A 22,875-nucleotide genomic window follows, 5' to 3' on the forward strand; every position below is an offset into this window, starting at 1 on the left:
TTTAATACTCCGTAACTAAATACCCTGTCGGTCTGAAAATTTTCACATCGGGACGAGATAAAGGATCTAACCCGTCAATCTCGAAAGTATATCGTTCTCCCGGTTTCAGATCGGGTAACTCCAATTTTTTCATACCAGTAACGGTCTTCCAGCATACTGTATATTTTCTTAAAGTATAGGAAGGCAGATCGTCTTTTACTTTTAAAACAACCTGGGCCTCTTTCCCAGAAGCTCGTATATGCAAATTTTCCACATATATAGGGGCTGCTAATCCTTTATAGACTTGAAATGAAGGCTTTTTATCAAACCACATCGAAGACAGTCCATGTACCCGCGATTTATATCGTCCGAAACCGGCTTCTCCGACATGAGTGCGATAATCGTTTAATGAAAAATAAATCACTCCGATAATAAACTTATTTTTAGCCCATTGGTCATAATGATAAGTCATTTCTACGACACGACGAGCATCTGCCCCCACAAAACGCGGCTCACACAATCCGTGTTCTGTAATCAATAACGGACGTCCTTTTAAAGCACGATTGTTAATCAATGCCAATTTATCGGGAGTCTCCTCCCTGCTCTTACCATGCCAAGTCCCCGTATAATCATTCCATGTAGGAATATCACCTAAAAGAGACTCGTCATTCTCAAGGCGATCAAATATCTCATTTGAAACCACCGTCACAAACCGTCCCGAATTATAATCCTTGGCATGGCGAATCAACCTCCGGTAAATATCTTTATCCGTATTATAAAATACTTCGTTACTTACTCCCCATGAAATTATCGACGGATGATTAAAATCCCGCTCTATCATTTCATCGATCTGTTTTTTTGCTAAATCTTCTAATTCCGGAGTCAAATTCCCCGGAGCCTGCCACCAGGGAATTTCTTCCTGGACCAATATTCCCTTTTCATCCAACAAATCGAAATAGCGTTTATCATATTGCCAATGACAACGGGTAAGGACACAATTCAAGTCTTTTATTTGTTCCACAGCCTTTTCCATAACCCACAACGGTTCTGCCATACCGAACTCAGGATAACTGCCGGGCATATATTCTATTCCCGGAAGCCGAACAGGTTCGTTATTCAAAAGAAGCGTATCTCCCTTAATCTCGACTTTTCTTATTCCGAAACGTGTTGTATATGAATCTGATACTCTACCTTTCTGCACGCTTTTTATCTCCAGTGTATATAAATGAGGAGTATCGAAATGCCACAATTTAACACTATCCAATCTAAAATTCAATCGGGATATGCCATTTTTTATACTGGCCTCAAATGTCTTTTCAAAAATAGTATTCTGCGATTTCCATTCTTTGATAATTACGTCATAAGAAAGCTCCTTTATCTCAGGATTCCAACTTCTCACCTCTATATCCATATCTGCGGAACTATTACTAAAATCTATATCGTAACGAACAAACGCAGAGCGTACTGCAGGTTTTTCCAAAGCTAAAAGTTTTACCGGCCGAATAATGCCCCCATCATTCGGCCAATCGAATTTGGCTTTATAAGGCAGAGCATGTTCAGAAAAAGAGTTATCGACAGACACTGTTATTCGATTTTCTTTCCCATATTTTAGTAAACGAGATATGTCAAAAGAAAATTCCGTAAATCCTGATCCCGAATGTGTACCCGCTTGTTTTCCATTGACCCAAACAACAACATCTCTATATACCGCATCAAAACAAAGGCGGACATGTTTACCCTTCCAATTCTCCGGAACAATCGTTCGCTTTTCATACCAAGCTTTTCCGAATATACGTTCCGTTTTATCTTCTACATTCCACGTATGAGGGACTGTTACATCCCGACCGAATTCAAAACCTTCTGTCCAAGAATCATAAGATTTATAATCTCGTTCTAATGCAAATTTCCATACTCCGCAAAGAGACATTTCCTCACGAGCAAAAAGGCTTCCCGATATAAGAAATAAAAAGCTAAAAAAGACGATACTATATTTTATAATTATGTTTTTCATACTTTTCTATTTTAAATTCCAAATTGTTTGTATATTCATTTTCTCACCTTTTACTCTGATAATTAAAGGATAGCAAGGTTGTGTTTCTCGTTGCTCACTATGATTTTTCGTTATAACTCCGGGATTCGTGGGGGGTATTCCGGGTGCTACCCCGGTATAAAGTTCTATTTCATCACAACCAGGCTCGATTCGTATCTCTGCATCAGATGTCTGTATAGTAAATTTTCCTCGGACAATACACCGTTTCATATTCTGGATTTTTTCATATACAGGAGCATCTGTTATGGCTATTTCTTTCCCTACCTGAGGAAGGTCCAAAGGTTCTGTAAACAACAATACATAATCATAAACATGAGATCTCGACGACTCGCAAACAAAATCATCCGACAACCGATTTTTTTTAAGCGTCACACAACGTCTCATCTTTACACCATTATACGCACTATCCACTTCTGCTTCAATTGTACCTCCGGATGAAGACGGTAAAAAACGAACCAATTTCCCTGTAACCGGAGCTTGATCTTTACCATCGACCGTAACCGTATTATGCGCTAAAGATTTCCGATACCAAGTTGTAAAATCAGGTACGCCATAAGCCGACGTTCCCAAATCGGGTAAAATTTCACGTTTCCCGTTGTGAATAGATATGGATAGCTTATCCGGATGCCCATGTCCACCACCATACGGTCCATATTTTAAAACGACTGTTTTATCTTGATATCTTAAAACACCAACCCCGAGATCCTTAAAATAGGTACTCTTTCCATACTCGGGTTTTCCTTTTTGCTCCATTGATACCGGATTGAATAAAGCCTCAGCGGAAGTTCGGTTGACAAAACAATAACAACGCTCCAATATATTACGGAATAACGGATTATGAGACCTTGCATAAGCCAATTCATACAATTTAGTCTGCGCCAAAAGAGATTCTCCATACCAACCGTCATTATGCGCCGGAAAAGAAAGATCGGCATATACACCCTGCGCCGGAGAAGCCAACATATCCAACAACTTACGATCATACAAATTTATATTTCGACAACGCAACGCTTCGGCAGATAGCATCATAGCTCTTAAAGGGTAATAATGATATGTCGGAGAACCTTCATTCCACCAGCCATCATCATGTACATGTTTTTCCATTAAGGCATGATATCCGCATTGTTTGTCATTCAGTGCAATATCGACTATTTTATCATCTTCCAAAGCAACTCCTAAAGCAATCAATCCGCTATTATGCCATACCTGCCAATTTCCTCCACCCCGACGTTTAAGCAACAACTCGGTACAAGGTCTCAGATAGCCGGTTTCTATTCTCTTTATCTCACCGGAGGACATTATCTCCTTTGCAACCGAATAAGCCCGGGCAGCATCACTCGCCCAAACTGACTCATCGAGACTTTGTCCGAACAGTTTACCACTATTTAAGCCGGTTGCCACACGATTTGTATTATGCTCGAAATAAGTGGGATATTTGTATGCATAATCAAGTAACATATCACGGATATAAGTTGCATAGACCGTATCTCCCGTCGCCAAATACAAATAAGTACAATTCTCCAGATATTGTAGATTCTCCGCGTGGACCTTATTTATCCACGCCCAATCATAGCGTTTGTTTCTTTTCCAATATTTCTTACATGCAGAACAATAATGTTCATTCGGTTTATCCCATTCAAAACTAAAAGAAAGATTATGTACCGGGCAAAAATAATCATGAAGATGCCCCCCTTCTAACAAAGGAACTTCCATTTTATGAGAACGGCGTTCTTTTACTTTTTCTTTCATCGATTCTACAATTACACTGCCCCATAAAGTATTTGCAGAATTTCGAATGGCAACCTTATCCGAATCCGAAAAAAAATAGTAACCGTTCTGTGCACACAAAACGTATGGGAAAACAAATATTCCGATAATAATGAAAGTTCCTATTTTAATATAATTTCCTATTCTCATATATTTCTTTCCTACCGTGAAACAAACCATTTCTCAATTGCCTTTAATACGACCTTATGCCCTTCTGCATTAGGATGATTCGACTGACTCATGTATTCCCGAAGATCTTTCCCTTCCTTAGCCAAATCTTTGAACATAGCATAACTATCGACCAACCCCAAATGATATTTCGATGCCAAATCACGTATTTGCCGGGCATGCTTGGCTAATGGAGTATTCTCATCCAAAATATTTTCAGTAAGATCCGGTGTCGGAGTCATCAGAACAATCTTTATGTCTTGTTTCAAAGCCTGTTTAATCATCTTTTCCCAAGCCTTTAATGATCGTTCTAACCCTATACTCCTGTCATTCAATGCATAATCAATAAATAACAAATCCGGACGGTGAGTCAATACCTCTTTTTTAAATCGTTTTTCACCTTGTTCCGATTGTTCTCCCCCGATAGAAGTCGTAATCACGTTCACTACGGCATAAGGATAATGCTCTTTTATTGCATGAAGGGTCAAATGCGGATAAGCACCTAAAGTATTCACCACAGGAGTATTGGCATAACCGGACGGAACACTATGACCATGAAATACAATATTTATCGTCCGGTTATGCGGCCATGTCTTTACTAACTCATTTCTCAAATTATTAACATAGCTTCCTGTTGCCGATTGGGCATTTACAACACAAACTATACAGACACCAAATACTACCGATACGAATCTTTTAATAAGCATAAAGAGATCTATTTAATTAAACAATACATCGACAGCCTGTTCGGACAGTTCTTCTTCCGGATGAAAATCAGGACTGCTTACATACTTCTTCAAACTATATAAAAATTGCCGTGCGACTGGTCTTTTATCCATATTCCGGAGCAAATCGATCGTACAGATCAACAATTCTCCTTTCCCGACTTTGGCTTCAGCGACTAACCCCAGCTTATTATTTTTATTCCAATCGGGAATCATCTGCAACAACGGCCTATAAGTCGAAGGTGTATGATCAAGATTCATCAATTTAGAAGGAATAACCAAATCCCACCACTGCCAATTAGAATGAAACTCCGTTGGGAAATATGCATATAACGGGTGCGAAGGATTACACAAAATACCTAATAATTCAGGAGGCATACCAGACCAGACAGCATTCCATGAAATCCCGGAGAAACACGATGAAACCGTAGTACGAACATCTGCAGTATCTGCAAGTAAAAGTACTTTTCCTCCTTGTTTCAAGTACTCTTTCACTTCTGTATTCCATGAATTTACGATTTTTATCTCAGAAGGGACATTCACCTCCGGCAATACAGAGGGATATACCCATATATCCCATTGATTCCGATATGAAGTTCCTGAAATATCAAAAATGAGTTTCATCTGTTCCGCTTTTTTGATTCCTTTCAGAGAAATTTTTATTTTACCTAATGAATGCGGACTACCGATCGGTATATCTTTTGCCGGGAGCTTTCCTTGAGCATATATCTTGCCATCAGGGTATTTCAACGTCCATTTCAGTACAGCCTTCTTTATATCCGATTTTCCGAAATTCGCAATACGTGCCTCACCGGTAAAAATCGCATCATTTGTCCAGACAAACGAAGAAGTCAACAATAACGGAAGACAAGGGGAAACTAGGCTTTTAAATTCATCTGCAGTAACATAAGGTTTCGGATCCCAAAAAACATCGACCACACCTACAGGTGAAGTTCCTTGGCCCGGAAAATCATTCAATTGCAACAAATGGTATCCAGCCATACCCGGTGTACGATAATAAGATTCGAATTCTTCTTTTTTTTGTATTAAATGAAATTTACCGGATGCACGTGTAAACTCCTCAGCTAAATCCAGCATATGATGATCCCGCAACGATTCCCTGAATATCTGATAATTATATGGTTTAAGAACTCCCGTATATTTTTTTATCTCGTCATAATTAGGATAAACACACCATTGACCTATTTCATGTGTAATCATCGGTATCGGATATTTTTTTACATACTCCGAATAATCATACAAAGTATTCAAGGGAGCAACATTAAAACGACTCTTTAAACCCTCTTTCCATCTATGAGGGCGTGCTCCATATAAAACGTTATATTGATTTTCAGGGACATAAGGATATGCAGCACTTCCTGTATAAAGATGTCTGGGATCTCGTTTCCAATGAGTTACCGATTCTGAAAGAAATTCTTTTACTCCCGAACCGCAAAGTTCATTTCCCTCACAGAAAAAGACAAAAGAAGGATGATTTCCGTATTCTTTGAATATCCGGTCTGCCTCACGACGTAAAAAATCATTAACAGCTTTATCTTCTCCTACCGTAAACCGCCAATCAGAGTTCTCTATTTGCAAATAAATTCCTAAACTATCAGCAACCTTGAATGCTGCTTCAGGAGGACACCATGAATGAAAACGAACACAATTCAATCCGTAATCTTTACAGGTCTTTAGGATATGTAACCATCCCGATTCATCCATAACCGGATATCCGGTCAATGGAAATTCGGCACTGTTAACAGTTCCCCGTATAAATATTTCACGTCCGTTCATCGTAAAACGAGTACCTTTCACTCCCACCTCACGCATTCCGAATTTGACCTGTTTCGTATCGAAATAAGATTCTTTATCTGCTTTAACATTCAGAGAAAGATTTAACAGATAAAGATTCGGATCAAACTCATCCCATGTCCTGATCTGATCTCCAAGAGGTAAATCTATCTCCATAAAGATAAGCGAATCATTTCCGGTCACAGGAATTTTTTTCTTTGGAATATCAAAAAGATTATCCGCAGTTTTTCCCATAATTTCCAAATCACCTTTCAACGATAACTTATCGCTATTATTGAAAGTCACCTCCAAACGAGCCTTTTTGCCCTTAATATCGGGATAGACCTGCACATCCGATATATATACTTTGTCCGTAGCTCTTAGTTCTATTTTTCCTATAATGCCGTTCCAATTAGTTTGTGTTTCGGCACTAATGGCATGGCTATATTCAATATTATAAATCAGGTCATTATTTACACGTAAACGTATTGTATTTACCTCTCCGGGTTTCAAAAATTTTCCTAATGTATAAATATGGGGAACAGACAGACTTTCTTCCCGTCCGACATAAGCTCCATTAACCCATAATTTAGTTTCCCAATGGACTCTTTCAAGAAATAATGAAATCTCTTTCCCTGCCCAATCTTCCGGAATGAAGACCTTTTTTTCATACCATGCCGGACCTTTATATTCAAACATTCTTGTTAGTCGTATAGAAGAGAGTCCTTGTGTACGAATCCCTTTACCCGCCTCATCAGTAGAACCGGGTAATGTAATTGTTTCGGTAAGAGATGGAAACATCTGCAATCCATTACTTTGAAGACCCATCCCGAGAGGATCTGCTTTAAATGACCATATTCCATCTAAAGAAATTGTATGACATCCCGGTTGGGCTTGCATCTGAAATGCAAGTCCGACCAGAAAAAAAGGAAGAAAAAAAACTAAACGTTTCATAAGAGTGCATTTTCAAGGTATATCAATTTACCTTACTATTTATATTCAATAATTGCAACTACAGGAAAATGATCTGACGGATTACGTGCCTGAAATACATTTTCCATGTTTTTCACAGGAATCCGATAAGTATCAGTCAATATTCCATACCGATCAACCCGGAAATGTGACGAAAGAAATATATGATCAATACGAGTCATAGTCTTCCTATTAGGATCAAAAGCATTAAAAGTTCCCGTTACAGCATAACGTATACCAGCACATTCATACGCATCCGATAACACTTTTGAATTCACAATCGTCATATAACATCTACTATTTTGATCCGCATTAAAATCACCGGTTAAGATAACAGGCAATTTACCTCCCGATTTCTTAATTTTTTGCAATACTAAAGATGCGCTTTCATTTCTGGATTTTACTCCGACATGATCGGCGTGTAAATTAAAAAACATAAAAACAAAACCTGTCTGCTTATCCTTGAACTTTCCCCAAGTGCACAAACGCACTTGATCGGCATCCCATCCCAAACTGGGATAATCAGGAGTAGAAGAAAGCCAAAAATTTCTTTCATCTAAAAGTTCAAAGCTATCTGTCTTATAATAAATAGCAGTAAACTCTCCCCTTTTCATCCCGTCATCACGTCCTACTCCAATATAATCATACCCCCGCAACTTGTTTTTCAGCTCTTCTACCTGATGAAACTTTCCTTCTTGCGTCCCGAATATATCAAAATCGTGATAACGGATTAAATCGGCAATAACAGGACAGCGCTGCCCCCACCCATTGCCATTAATCGAATCATTACGATTCGCAAACCGAATATTATATGAAGCAACTTTCATTTGGTGGGCTTCAAGTCCAAAACAATAAACCAAAAAGCAAATTAAATACAGCACCTTTTTCATAAACAAAATTCTTCTTTTTGTTATCAGCAAAAATAAAAATACCCTTCCTCAAATAGAATGGACAATTATCCAAACGAAATAGAGTATCTTACGATTTATTTGACAATCAATTTTTGAATTTCAGTTTCTTCTCCAGTATTTAATTTCAACACATAAACACCTTTATATAATCCATTTAATGGTAATACCGCTATCTCAGAATCCGGATTTGAAGAATAGATTATTTTACCATTTAAATCAATTAAAGATATTTTATTGACCGGAACTTCCGAACGGATGGTAACCTGATCTTTTGCAGGATTCGGATATACAGTAATCCGAGAATCGCTAACAGATTCAATTATGCCGGTATCGGAAAGATCCTTTATTTTACCGACAAAAGTAACAATTGATGTCGCCGGCATCGTATAATTCTCTGTAACAGCAATATCCGATCCTCGTCTTAAAGCATCATTCAGATTATTAGTCGTAATATAGGGAGTAAAGTGTGTTATTCCCATATTATTACTTAATCCGGATATATTCATACGTATCGAACGGGATTGTGTCGAAGCATTTATCACAACAATTACAAGTTCCTGGTTGATTTCATCGATATATGCCGAAACCATTTGGTTTGCAATTGCATCTGCGGCAGAGAGACCATCCAACCGCATTACATCGACCCGTTTCATGCCCGGACGGATAAACCGAGAAAAATTTCCCAAAGCATAAAGTAATTTTGTAGGACGGTATACACCATCTGTTTGCTGGTTATTCAAAATATATCGAATTAGAGCAAAACGTTCTTCATTGCCACTACTTGCATCTTTTTCGAATGTCGTCCACCATTGCCAACCGGAACAATCAGCCTCTACTAAATCATTATGAATAATCCGAGCCAATGATATTCCGCATTCCATCGGAGATAACGTACGGGAAGAACCTCCGCTATGAATGGCCTTATAGCCATTTCCCAACAACGAATATTCAGTTTGCCAATACTCTAATTCAGGATCGGTCTCTTCTATTTGATCTCGCAACGCATTTCTCTTCTCTACAATATCCGTAGCAGAAGCATCTGTCCAATAACTATGAGAAGATACATAAGATGAAACCGAAGGAAGATCTTTTATCTTAAGATCAGACCGATCATCCCAAAAATTATATAATTGATTTGCATAATCTCCCGTACTTTCTTTCAATAAATAATTTATAGAGCCAGCTTCTGTAATAAACAACTTGGTATCAATACCCCTTTTTACAAATTCAGCATCGATCGCTTTAACTACATCCGAAACTTCTTGGTTTGTCCAAGGAGTTCCTTCTTGCGATACGACTCCTCCGTCAGAAGTTGCATTCCACTCCCATTGAGGTTCATTCAAAGGACTAATATATTTAAAATTAATTCCTTGTTCTTTAAAATGGGAGACAACATCGGCTAAAAATTTCCCGAAATCATTGAAATGCTCTCTCTTCAAAATAGTCGATTTCGCATCACCGTATTCCCGAAATCCCAAACCTCTCACTGTATAATAGACAGGGGGAGAATTTTGCCAACCTATAATATCCGGCACATTATACGTTTTTACCGCTTTCTCCAAAAACCACTGCTGTCCGGCTTGTTTTGTCCAATCATATGTAGTCATATCCGGATTCAAGAAACATTCGGTACGACGTGTTTCATCCGAAATACGGCTGGCTGCTCCTTGCTCAGATGTCCCTGCCCCTATATTAAAACGCCACGCAGACAATCCTATACCTTTAGGCGTACCATTCGATAAAGTATCACAACTGAATAATAACTCCGCTAAATGCTCTTTTTTATTTTCCGGAAAATATTTTCCTATAAATTGAGTACTCCAACCATCTGATGCCCCAAAATTGCGTATAGTTTGCTTTTTCTGATCTACACAAACCGTAAATTCTGAAAAATCACAGAATTCAGCATCCCAGTCTCGAATTTCGTCCGAAGTAAGAGAACTTTTTTCTAAAGTTATCTCATCAAAAAGACCGGTACACGTATTTTCTCCACAACCAAAATCGATCTGAGAAAAAGGGTTTTCTTTATTCGTATATCCTGCGATCTGTTTTCCCAAAGCCCCATTCAAATATATTCGGTAATAAGGACTACCTCCTGCACTAAAAACCTGTACCAAAGATATGCTGTTCCATTTGCCGGAATACAATGGAACAGTTGCCATTTTCCCAGTAGTTCGGACAACCCCGTCTTCTCTAATCTTAAATTCAAACACGGCTTGCCCCGAAGTAATTTGTGAAACAAGCAATAAAGCTTCATCATTATTTTGACCTTGGAAACGGACTAACACCTTACCGACATCCTCCTCTTTAAACAAATCTTTAAAATATACAAAACTAAAAGATAACTCTTCTTTCATTAAATCGCCAATTTGCAAAGATATTCGGCTATCACTTTTAATGTCGGCTACATATCCTCTTACATTATTTTTTGTTCGTTCCACGTTTAAAGACGAACTTTCAATATTCTTCATGTCATCTTCCAATCCTGTTTCAAAAGAAAACCGCGCATAAGCTATTTCCCCGTCCTCAGAAACAGAAGGCTCTGGCAACTCTTTATCTTCAGCAAGTGCTGCAATCTGGTTAACGGTAAGAGCCGTATGATATATTTTTATATTATCGATACGCCCACTCATCGAATAACTTGTCTCGGGATTACATCCTAAAAAGATTTTTGAAATATTAAAATCCGAAAGATTCAGCAACGTTTCAAGTTCTCCCGACAACTTTCCATTTACATAATATTTTACTTGAATTCCTTTGAAAACAAGAGCAAAATGATACCACTGGTTATTTTCTAAAGGTTCTCCTGCGATCGAACGATAAGTTGAATAAGGCTTATTATCAATAACGATATAACTATCGTTCCCCCATGTTGTTTTAGGAGTTAAATAGATATTGCTTCCGTCATCGGCATACAGTGCTAAAAACATCCGCCAATTTGCATTGGGATCGATATCTTCTCTTTTACCAAAAAAAGAGATGGTCATTTCATCCGACAATATATCCCCTTTCAACTGTAAGCAGCCTTTCAAATCAGCATCAAAACTCAGCACTTTTCCCTGCCGTATATCATCAGATATTACAGAAGCCCCATTTAATGTTTCGGCAATAACATTTCCTAAATTATCCGATGCTGTACCTTCCTCAAAATTTATATCTGCAATCTGTTTTGCTTTATTATCGCTAACCGACCATGCACATATAGGCAAAAGAAAACATAGACAAACAAATAAAGACATTCTTCTCATGGCTCTTTTTTTAATATTAAGATTAAACAATAATGTCTCCGAGCTTCTATCAGAAGACAACGAAGACATTATTTCTCAACAATATCATTTAATGCGAAACAGAAACAGTCACCAGAGCTTGTTGAGTCAGCTTGGGATTACTATTCCCCATAAAATTATAATCGATCGTATAAGTAACGTCACCTTGTGAAAAATCGACCGGAGTAACTCCCGATATTTGTTCAACACCATCGATCGTAACACGGCAATTTGTTCCATCCAACAAATTCGGATCATTGTTCATCGTCTCAAAAACCGGAATCACATTACTTAAATCAATATCATCGGCTAATTGCAATGTAATATTATACCGGTCATAATATGCAATATCACGAGTTATAGTCCCCTCTACCCCATTAATAGAAAATTTCGTCATTTTAGGAATCATAACCGGAGCTACATAATAATTAGAAATGACTCCGGATGCCGTAATAACTCTAAAATTTTGTATTTTCAGTTTACCATCCTGAACAAATTCGACAATTCGCGAAGCTGTAGAACCAGAAACGATTTTCTTTTCTTCCCCTACAGGATCAATCCAATACATTTCCGCCAAGCTCGACGATAACTCAAAATTAACCAATTGTTTTGCCTTAATCGAATTAAATGTCGCATCTCTCCACGCATCGAACAATATCGGACAGATTAACGAATCCGAAGAGATAAATTCTCCATACGAAGTATAATATACCGTTCCTGCATATTCCGACATTCGGTATATATTATTTATTCTCAAGTTATCCAATCCCCCGTCTAAGGCAACTACTTTAACAGTTACCGAGTCAACCTGAAATTCCCGCTCTCCATTTTCATTAATCGAAGAAGCGACCCATACAGCATTAAAAGTTCCCGGCTCTTGATAAGAATAAGAAAACGTACCATCCGAAGCTGCGGCAAAACCGGTATCTCCCTCCTTTCCATATACATGATTTGCATCTCCCGGATAAACGACATAATACTGTCCGGAACCCTTATTCACAAAATGAACCGATTCAAAGACATCATAAGTATCTTTTTCTATTTCAAAAGCAGCCTTAGGCGCTACATATAAATCCCGGAGATAACCGTTTTCATCGCACGAAACGAGCATCAGAACAGCCAATAAGCTATATAATAAAACTCTTATCTTTTTCATAACACTACTCTCCATTTTAATATCCAAAATTCTGTTCGATTACCCCATTGGAAATAGATATCTCTTCCTGAGGAATAGGAAATATTTCGTTTACTCCTTTTCTGAAATATTTTCCTCGCTCTCTGATTTTTCCAGACGGTTGTTCTACCGGAGCATTTTTATATACAGACGCCATTCTCTCGCTTAAAATACCCAAACGTGCAATTTCAAACCAACGGTCAAACTCTCCTGCCATCTCTATTCGTTTTTCTTTTAAGATAGCATCCCGCGTAACATCATAAGGAGCATAAGCGACATCTTGAAAATTAGCTGCCGGAATCGATATATATTGAGAATTAGGATTATCCGGATCTAACAATTTACGAGCACGTTGGCGAATTTTATTCACATAATCGACTGCTTTACGAGAATCGCCGGTCTCATTTAATGCTTCGGCAAATAACAATAATGCTTCCGGATAACGCATTACACGATAATTTCGTCCGTTTGTAGAACCCTCGCTACGGAATATATAATATTTAACAAAAATCATCCCATCTCCATAATTAAACCATCCGATTTGAGGAGATGTCTCCTCTTGTTTATAATATTCACTGATCGTACGTCCTGTAATGGTAAACAATTTCCGAGGATCATTCTGAAATTGATTATTCAAATCATTTGTCGGTGTAATAGCTATTGTTGAAGAAGTTCCTCCTAACGAATTTATCAAAGAACCTCCACACGGCCAACTTTCATTTGTCGAAACTCCCGAGCCGGAATAATCATAATGATTTATTTCTATCAACGATTCAGGAGAAAACTCACCCTCAAGCCGGAATATTTTATCGAACTCATCCAATTGATGAATACTTACTACATCTTGTCCTGCAAAAACAGTCTCTTTGGTAGCCGAAGGATCTAATACCAAACGTTTTGCCAAAGACTCCCACGACTCATTAGGATAATTTTCATCGAATTTCAGTATTTGATTATAAGTCAAATTTTTACCTTCAATAAAAAATTCTCCAATCTCCCGTGCCTCTTGCCATTTTTGCTCCTTATCCACCGATGTCAACTTTACGCCCGGCGATGCTTCATATACCAATACTTTCATCAGCAATCCTAAAGCTCCGCCGACTCCAATCTGTCCGGCCTCAGTTAACTGATAACGACCTCTACGCAAAATCAGAATTGCTTCACGCAAATCCTTTTCGATATAAGCATATACCTCATCTAAAGAAGATCGGGGCACTACCATATTTCCCAAATCTACATCTTCAGGCTGTATCGATACACCGCCATAAGTTTTCACCAAATTAAAATAAAAAAGGGCTCTCAACAATTTGGCCTGTCCCAAAACTTCACGTATCTCTTTTTCGCTCGTACCATTTGCCCGATAATCGACATAGGGAGCCGATCTGATTACCTGATTAGCTTTATTGATACCCTGATAATTTATTTGATAACGTTGCAAGATATACGTATTTTCTGTATTAAACTGAAAATTAACTAATTGCCCCATTTCATTAACTTCGACATCTTGCTTATTCCAAGAATTATCGCTCATGGCCTCACCGAAAATAATTTCACTCAACTGATACTGTTGCGATTGCATCAGATTATAAACCGAATTTAATCCGATACGCAGATTATTCAAATCTTTATAAAAAACGTCCCCTTCTACCAATCCGGTCTGTTCAGGCTCAAAATAGTCCTCACACGACGAAAAAAACAACGGGTACATTGCTAAAAGAATATATATCAACTTTTTCATATTCGAAATTATTTAAAAATCAATAATTACGCCAAACATATAAGAGCGCGCTTGAGGATATACTCCTTGATCGATACCCAAATAAAGATTATTACTTTCTTGACCTGAAGTTTTACCGACCTCCGGATCCAAACCATCATAACTAGTGATAGTAAATAGGTTCGTAGCAGAAGCATAAACTCTTAAATTACTCACAGACAATTTGTTTACCCATTTTTTAGGGAAAGTATATCCTAATTGAATATTCTTTAACCTCAAATATGAACCGTCTTGTATATAAAAATCAGAATTTCTGAAATTCATTTCATTTTTAGTTCCGTCCGAACTGGGTAACGGCACTGTCCCATTCAAATTAGCACCCCAATGATCCCGATAAGAAGGATTAGCAGGATCGGGAACCGGCCTCCAAACTTTATCGAAATAATCTTTCGCCACATTTGAATAACTCAAATAATTTAAGTTTTCCCATACTCCATTGTAAGCCACATTTGAATAACGGAAATATTTTGTCACATCATAAATCTCATTTCCGGCAACACCTTGGAAAAACATCGACAAATCAAATCCCTTATATTCCATGTTGATATTAAATCCGTAATAAAAATCCGGATTAGGATTCCCGATGAATGTACGATCGCTATCATCGATTACACCATCGCCATTCACATCTACAAATTTCATATCTCCGGGAGTATAAGTCGATCCGGATGAAAATACAGGAACTTTTGGAGAACCGTCTTCATTGAAATCTGCATCTGTCATAATTCCGGCCGTTTTCCATCCATAGAAGCAACCGATAGGAGCTCCCACTACAGTCTTATTAACATATCCTAAATTATTGGGACTGCCTAAATTTCCACCATATATGGCATCATTATTTCCGCCTAAAGCAGTCACTTCATTTTTTACTTTCGTAAAATTTCCCGACAATTCAAAATTAAAATCTCCTATACGATCTTTATAAGAAAGCTGAACTTCCCACCCTTTATTTCTCACGCTTCCGGCATTCTGCATCGGAGTAGAAGTGTACCCTGACGAATAGACAATAGGAACAGCAACCAACATATCGTGTGTATCCTTAATAAAATAATCGACCGATGTAGAGATACGATTATCCAGAACATTAAAATCAAGCCCGACACTGGTCGATTGAGTACGTTCCCAAAGAATATCGGAATTTCCGTATGAAGATATACTCATACCCGGTTTAATTGAAGGCATCCCCACTCCATATATATAAGTGGCCGATTGCTGTCCGACATAAGTGGCATAAGCATTATTTCCAATACGATTATTACCCAACTGCCCCCAACCGGCACGCAATTTCAAAAGGCTTATCCAATCTACATTCTGCATAAATGATTCCGAATTAATCTTCCATCCGGCAGATACACTCGGAAAATATCCCCAACGATTTTTTTTCGAAAATCTGGATGAAGCGTCCGCACGGAAATTCGCTTGTAATAAGTAGCGATCTTTATAGTCATAGCTAATACGTCCCAAAAGCCCTAAAGCAGTCCAAGAAGTTGTATATCCAGACGTCGATTGAGAAAATTGGGCAAAGTTCAATGAATTGAATTCATCATTATACCCCCCATATCCTGTACCCTGAGCCCAAGTACGACTCATTTTTGAAGTTTCCATCGTATGACCTACCATTGCAGAAAAGTCATGATCTCCCCATTTTGCCGTATAATTCAAAATATTATCCCAACTTATATTATCGGTAGTCGTCGGATAACGTTTCACATCATATTTTATAGTTCCTACAATTTCAGGATTTACGTTATAACGGTTAAACTGTTCCTGATCGGAGGCATAATTTGAATAACTGGCACGAGTAGAATATTTTAATCCTTTCACAATATCCCAATCCAATGTTATTTGCCCGATAAAGGTATTGACATAGGTATCATAAGTCGTACGACGAAGATTTTCGATCGGAGTAGTCCAATTATAACTTTCGTTTTGATCATAAATAGGTGTGAGCGGATTATAGTTAATGGCTGTCTTAATAACACCCCAAGTTCCCTCTCCGACAACTCTGCGATCTTCTCGTGCATAAGTAAGATTTGTACCAAGTGACAGATTTTTCAGTAACTTAGCATTCATCTTTCCGTTAAAAGATTTGCGTTCATAATTCGACTCTTTTATAATACCGTCCGTATTCTGAAAATTACCACTGACATAATAATTCAATTTATCATTACCTCCATACAATGAGATATTGTATTTCTGCATTAACGCACTACGAGACAATTCATCCCACCAATCAACCCCTTTATCTATCAACTCTTGAGTTTCCGGCTTTACCTTCATCTGGCCTGTAGCCGCATCATAATCCGTAACAATATTCAGATTATTCACAAAGTCGGAATAATAAGCAAAATCCTGTTTGTCCATTAGTCCGGGATCTTTCCATGACTCCTGCCATCCCAGATAAGCATTAAAATTCACATTTAAGATTTTCTGGCTGTTTTTACCCGATTTAGTAACAACGAGCACTACACCGTTCGCAGCACGAGAACCGTAAATAGCCGCAGAAGATGCATCTTTTAAAATTTCGATAGATTCTATATCATCCGGAGACAAATAATCGATATTATCCATCGGTATTCCGTCAACCACATATAAAGGGTCGGAATTATTGATCGTACCCATACCTCGAATACGAACCGTAGAACTGGCACCCGGAGCTCCGGAATTCTGTACAATCTCAACTCCTGCAGCCTTTCCCTGAATAGCATGCATGACATTCGTTGCCGGTAATTTAGCTATCTCATCTGCGTCCACAGAAGCAATAGCCCCTGTCAAATCGCTTTTTTTCTGTACTCCATAACCGATAACCACGACCTGATCCAACTCTTGAGTCGATTCCTGTAAAGTAATCGTAATAGAAGTCTTCCCGTTCAAAGGCTGTACAACGGTCTTATACCCAACATAAGAGACCTGCAAAGAAGCATTTTTATCCTTCACGGTAATTTTAAATTGACCGTCCAGATCACTCATTGTTCCGATACTTGTTCCTTTCACCTGTATCGAAGCGCCGATAATCGGCTCTTTGTTGTTCGCATCTATCACTTTACCCGTAATCACCTGAGAATAAACAGGCATAACAAGCATAATCATGAACAATAACAACAAAGCCTTTATTTTTCTATGGCTTAACATGCTTAAAACTTATTTATGTTATAAAAAATAGTCCAGAGAAAATCCGTTTCTACAGGATTTTACATTAAATTATTATCAATACCTTTTTAAACCTTTTCTAATTCCTTTAAGAATATGGGACTGTTATTTTCACACAGTCCCATATCTCCCAATTTATTTAACCACAATCTTTTCTACAACTTGATGTCCGTCAGCTAATACAACTTTTACAAAATAGATTCCGTTAAGAGCCGAAACATCAATATTATCGGCTGCCGTCTCCAACACCTGTGCTCCCGAAAGATCATAAATTTGTACGGTTTTTATATCCTGATGTGTCGTGATGAAAATTCTTTCGGTTGCAGGATTAGGGTAAACCGTCACCTTAACAGCCACCGTTGCAGGATCTTCTATAGCACTGGTTCCTCCCAAATCATATTTGTAAAGAGCTTTCGTTGATGAAGAGCCGAAATACAGATTATTATTAATATTATAAAATCCCGTAGGAGAACCGTTATCCGGTAAATCGACAACTTTAAAAGGTGCATTTTCAATACCGTCGATCACCCATAATTCATTATTGTTGTTCTCATCTTGTGCTTTAAAAAACAGTTTGCCGCTTACTTCTCTGAAGTTTGAGCAATTATCAGCCAAACTTCCGGCAGCAATATCTGTACCCCAGAACTGACGCTGATAAATACAAGTATCCAAAGTAGCGGTAGGAGCCAACCACAAACTATATCCCGAAGCATATTGGTTAACATCTCCCGGCATATAATATCCTCCGTTGGCCTGAATCATCAAATATCCTTGATATACAAAGAAATCAGCATTCGACCCCCAAGAATCCAAAGCAACATTTCCACCCCAATGATTAATATCATAAATCATACGAGGATTTACTCCATCTTCGATAGGCTTGGTCAAATCCCAGAAACAAGGCTCACAACCATGAATACCGTCCTTTGCTCGGAAATAAATTGTATCACCAATTGCTATCGGGTAAGCAAATTCCGTAGCCGCAGGTAGACCTCCAACTTCTCCCTTGGCGAAATCGAATCCCAACCACTTAGTCCCCTCAGGAGTTCCATCGCTATACCAAATTTCACTCCCGTAATCCTGACCGACTTGTTCCGCTACCGTTTCAGCACGAAAAATCACCATCTTATCATTGATATTACGCAATGCTCCAATCCCTGCCGGACCGGTTCCGAATGTACCATCATCACTCGGTCTGTTATTAATATCTTTCAGTAACTTTGTTCCTTCAGGTGTTCCATCGGTAATCCACAATTCTTCGTTATGCTCAAGATCAACTCCTGCGAAAAAAGCCTTATCGCCCATTACCTCAAAATAACTCCTCATCGGAATGCTTGCGATACGCACTGTTCCTTCTTCTGTACCATCGGATATCCAAATCCAACTCTCAGGAGTTTCAGGATCTACAACAGGCATCATCTCACTTTCTTCATCCCTCGCTGTAAAAAGAACTTTATCCCCAAGAATAACCATATTTCCCGGTTGAGAACCGATATTTCCCGGATAAATATCTTTTACCATTTTCGTCCCCTCTACTGTTCCGTCTGAGACCCAAAGTTCCCGTCCGTATTCAGCGGTTTCTGCCGTAAAGAACAATTTTCCGTTCACCCATTTCAATCCGCTCGGTTCTGAACTCTCAGATCCCGGAATAATATCCATAAATAACTTCGTACCTTCCGGTGTCAAGTCTGTGTACCACAACTCGCTGCCATGATCAGCATCCTTGCCGGCAAAAAAGAGAAAATTCTCTGTTCTCACGGCATGTTCTTTAGGGCCCAATGGATTGGCAACAGACATAACACTACCCAACTCTAAACCTTCCGGTGTCAAACGGGTTATTCCATCCGGCAAAACTTGTGCTGTCATAGGGGCGAACATTGCCCAAGCACACATGCATCCTGTAAAAAATTTTAGATTTCGTTTTAGATAACAATGTTTCATGGCTCAAAAATTTATAATTAAAAAATATCTGATAAGATCGGCAATGATTATTTAAAGATAAATAACTACCGATTTTTAAGTTTACATCACGAAAATACGACTATAAAAAGCATAAAAAAATGGACAATTTCACAAAGCACATGGACAAATTTTCGGTCTATCCATTTCTTCAGGTTTTATCAAAAATGTTTTCAATATATAGAAGTCGCACTACTCGATTTCACTTCATGTATTTCATTATCTACCAACTTATTAAGATCTTCTTTAGGAAGTTCTGAACAAGGTTTGAAAGTTTCTGAATTCATATAATTCAAAAGGCTGTAAAGCAACTGACGGATTTCCGGATATTTCTGATTTTTTTCCGAAAGAATGTCCATAGAAGAAAACAACAACTTACCGCCATTGCAAGTAGCCTCAAAGACCGAAAGCAATCGCCTGTTGTTCGCAAAATTATCGACATGTTCTACTATCGCAGACACTGGAGCTATAGAGTCGACGACTAACGTTTTAGAGTTTTTCAGCAAATGCCACCATTGCCAGTCGGTATGATTTTCGGTTGGAAAATCCGACAAAGCCGAATGTCCGGAATCACACAAAATCCCCATACTTCCCGCTTGTTTCGGAAAATGAATCGGACTCCAAAAAACCGGAACAAACTTGCCTTCTATACCCTTTAATGCGCCAACAGGAGGTGAAAGCAGCACTTTCCGACCCTTTGACAACTCTGAAAGAGCTTTTTCCAAATTATCTGTCACGCAAACATCTCCCGCATTTATAGCTACATTTTCGGGATACACCCATACCGACCAGCTATTCTTGTAAGGCGTTTCCGCTACAGCCACTTCCAAAGTAAGACAAGTCGCAACCGTAACCTGATTTAAAGACGCTGAAATCTTTCCTATAACAGAATTTTTACCCTTTTCAATGTGTGCTGCATCAAAATATCCTGATGCAACAGATTTTCTACCCGGACCAAATAAATTCCACAAAATTTTTTTATTGTCAATATCTGAAGCAGCATAATTAGCAATTTCCACTGTCGCCTCGAATAACTCGTTATTCGTATAAACTGCTTTCGGGAAACGAGTTAAAGGAACAACCGGAGAACAAAAATTACGAAAATCTTCAGCAGCAACAATCCCCTTAGAATCCCAAAATGCATCTAACAAACCGACTAAAGCAGTTCCTTGTCCGGGGAAATCGTGCAAATCGAGCAATTGAAAACCTGAGAATCCGGGTGTTTTCAGAGCCCGTTCAATCTCCTCTTTATACAATATAGCAGCCAATTTTCCCGAAGCGTTCAAATAATCATCGGCTTTAGACAACAATCCTTTTTCTTGCAAATCAGCCCTTACCGCCTTAAAATTCAAAGGATCAAGTACACCTTTATATTTTTCAATCTCTTTCAAATTAGGATACACGGCATACTGTCCTATCTCATGAGAAATAAGTGGAACATTCATCCCGTCAACGGCAGAAGTATAATCTTTATTAAAACAAGGAGATTCGTCGTTAAAAATACCCTGTCCTCTAACCCAACCTTTTTTCGTCCATTGAGTCACAAAAAAATCATCACCGGTTTCCGGCCAATCACCATGACCTTTTTCAAAAGTAAACGTAGTAGTCGTATATAAGTGGCGATTGTCTTTTGACTTCATATAAGAACGTAAATTATTCAAAAAGTCAAAGTCTGGTTGCAATTCATTTCCGACACTCATTAAACAAAACGAAGGATGGTTACCATATTCCTTTAATATTCTATCAGCCTCTTCATGAAGAAATCTGTTGGTTGTCGTATCCTTACCAACGGTCAAAGACCATAAAGGCAACTCTACCTGCAAATAAAAGCCCATATCATCTGCTACCTCAAACGCTGCCTGAGGAGGACACCACGAATGGAAACGCAAATGATTCAAACCGTATGCTTTTGCAACACTAAATACTTTGTTCCAGCCTTCCTTATCAGTAGGAGGTGTACCTGTTAAAGGAAAAATACAACATTCCAATGTTCCTCTTAAATAAATGCGGTCGCCGTTATTCATCAATACAGAACCCGACGTCGATAAATTACGCATTCCGAACCGAGCTGAAAAAGCAGAAGTTTTTTTCCCTTGTGTCAAAATGACATCCATCTGATAACAAACCGGAGAAAATTCATTCCATAAAACAGTATTTTCGCCCATATCATAATCATACGTTATAGTATTTTTCCCGGGACGAAAAGATGTAGTCAATAGCTGTGACGACAATGCTCTTCCATCTGTTAATATTTTCGGATTAAATGAAAGAGTTCCTTGTTTTTCTTTCTTTCCAAAATTCGACACAGTTACCACACATCGCACTTTTTTCTGAGATACATTCGGATAAAGCTGAACATCCTCAACAGAGATTTGATTTTCCGCACGAAGTTCCAGACGTCCCAATACACCATTCCACATAATCTGAGTATCATTGGTATAAGCATGCGCCAAATCTTTAACCGAAATATCATACTGTTTGCGATTATCAATCCTGATCGTCAACCGGTGTTTCCCAGGACGAATATCTGATGGTAAATCGAAACGATGCGGTGTAGTCAGGCTCTCTTGTACCCCCTCCAAAGCAACCCCATCTATCCAAACTTTAGATTGCCACATAACACGTTCCAAATAGAGAGAAACGTTCCGACCTTTCCACGATGCAGGAATCTCAATCTCCCGGCTATACCACGCCGGACCTACATAAGAATGACGACGAGTCAAGTGTAACATTTGAGGCTTTTCCAAAGCCGGAGAGAGTTCATTCGGAATACCCTTCCCTGCCAAATCGGTCGTACCGGGCAACAGAATAACATCTTCCAAAGATCTTTCAAACCAGCACTCCTGTTCACCGACATCCTTACTGTCCATAGCGAATTGCCATGTCCCACTTAAATCCAATACATATTCCTGAGAAAAACCCTCCGGAATAAGCCCGAATAATATCAGAAGCAAAAACAAAATATTTCTTTTCATAAAATAAGCCTAAAATAGTACAAATCCGGTATTTATAAATATAATATACTTTATTATATAAAACACGCCTATCTATTATATCTTGCCAAAGGTGGATTCTCCTTCAAATAAAGACAAATATTTGAGAGGAAAAATAAACAAAAAAAGATAATATCAATCTTTTTGTTTCCACCTTTAACACAAGGATATAATTTTATCAAACAATCTT

Annotated in this window: 11 protein-coding genes; all 11 read right to left on the minus strand. The window is 38.4% G+C overall.

Annotated elements, in window-relative coordinates; all coding sequences use genetic code 11:
* Nucleotide 1: 1 nt before the first annotated feature.
* The 11 genes from AC0UMU_RS08675 to AC0UMU_RS08725 all read right to left on the minus strand — a co-directional run bounded on the left by AC0UMU_RS08675 (nucleotide 2) and on the right by AC0UMU_RS08725 (nucleotide 22,667).
* Nucleotides 2–1,990, minus strand: a complete 1,989-nt coding sequence (locus AC0UMU_RS08675) for a glycoside hydrolase family 2 protein (RefSeq protein ID WP_288641239.1) — start codon at nucleotides 1,988–1,990, stop codon at nucleotides 2–4.
* 6 nt (nucleotides 1,991–1,996) lie between these two features.
* The gene (locus tag AC0UMU_RS08680; protein WP_288641241.1) at nucleotides 1,997–3,946 is read right to left on the minus strand and encodes a heparinase II/III domain-containing protein; all 1,950 of its coding nucleotides are present in this window, start codon (nucleotides 3,944–3,946) and stop codon (nucleotides 1,997–1,999) included.
* Nucleotides 3,947–3,957: 11 nt separating this feature from the next.
* The gene (locus AC0UMU_RS08685) at nucleotides 3,958–4,671 is read right to left on the minus strand and encodes an SGNH/GDSL hydrolase family protein (RefSeq protein WP_195595924.1); all 714 of its coding nucleotides are present in this window, start codon (nucleotides 4,669–4,671) and stop codon (nucleotides 3,958–3,960) included.
* Between the two features lie 12 nt (nucleotides 4,672–4,683).
* Nucleotides 4,684–7,437, minus strand: coding sequence for a DUF8487 domain-containing protein (locus AC0UMU_RS08690; RefSeq protein WP_288641243.1), 2,754 nt, complete (start codon nucleotides 7,435–7,437; stop codon nucleotides 4,684–4,686).
* A gap of 35 nt (nucleotides 7,438–7,472) precedes the next feature.
* Nucleotides 7,473–8,345, minus strand: coding sequence for an endonuclease/exonuclease/phosphatase family protein (locus tag AC0UMU_RS08695; protein ID WP_473979913.1), 873 nt, complete (start codon nucleotides 8,343–8,345; stop codon nucleotides 7,473–7,475).
* A 95-nt stretch (nucleotides 8,346–8,440) separates the two neighbouring features.
* Nucleotides 8,441–11,614 (minus strand): glycoside hydrolase, encoded by a 3,174-nt coding sequence (locus tag AC0UMU_RS08700; RefSeq protein ID WP_270738024.1) that lies wholly within the window; start codon nucleotides 11,612–11,614, stop codon nucleotides 8,441–8,443.
* Nucleotides 11,615–11,702: 88 nt separating this feature from the next.
* Nucleotides 11,703–12,788: a hypothetical protein gene (locus AC0UMU_RS08705; protein ID WP_270738026.1), complete on the minus strand. Its 1,086-nt coding sequence runs from the start codon at nucleotides 12,786–12,788 to the stop codon at nucleotides 11,703–11,705.
* 16 nt (nucleotides 12,789–12,804) lie between these two features.
* Nucleotides 12,805–14,544 (minus strand): RagB/SusD family nutrient uptake outer membrane protein, encoded by a 1,740-nt coding sequence (locus AC0UMU_RS08710; protein ID WP_288641248.1) that lies wholly within the window; start codon nucleotides 14,542–14,544, stop codon nucleotides 12,805–12,807.
* 12 nt (nucleotides 14,545–14,556) lie between these two features.
* On the minus strand, nucleotides 14,557–17,715 hold the full coding sequence (locus tag AC0UMU_RS08715) for a SusC/RagA family TonB-linked outer membrane protein (RefSeq protein ID WP_278715987.1): 3,159 nt from the start codon (nucleotides 17,713–17,715) through the stop codon (nucleotides 14,557–14,559).
* A 153-nt stretch (nucleotides 17,716–17,868) separates the two neighbouring features.
* Nucleotides 17,869–19,674: an ELWxxDGT repeat protein gene (locus AC0UMU_RS08720; protein ID WP_278715989.1), complete on the minus strand. Its 1,806-nt coding sequence runs from the start codon at nucleotides 19,672–19,674 to the stop codon at nucleotides 17,869–17,871.
* 191 nt (nucleotides 19,675–19,865) lie between these two features.
* Nucleotides 19,866–22,667 carry a DUF8487 domain-containing protein gene (locus AC0UMU_RS08725; RefSeq protein ID WP_009316672.1) on the minus strand — a complete coding sequence of 934 codons (2,802 nt, stop codon included), beginning with the start codon at nucleotides 22,665–22,667 and terminating at the stop codon, nucleotides 19,866–19,868.
* Nucleotides 22,668–22,875: the final 208 nt, after the last annotated feature.

Source organism: Coprobacter fastidiosus, assembly GCF_982245605.1.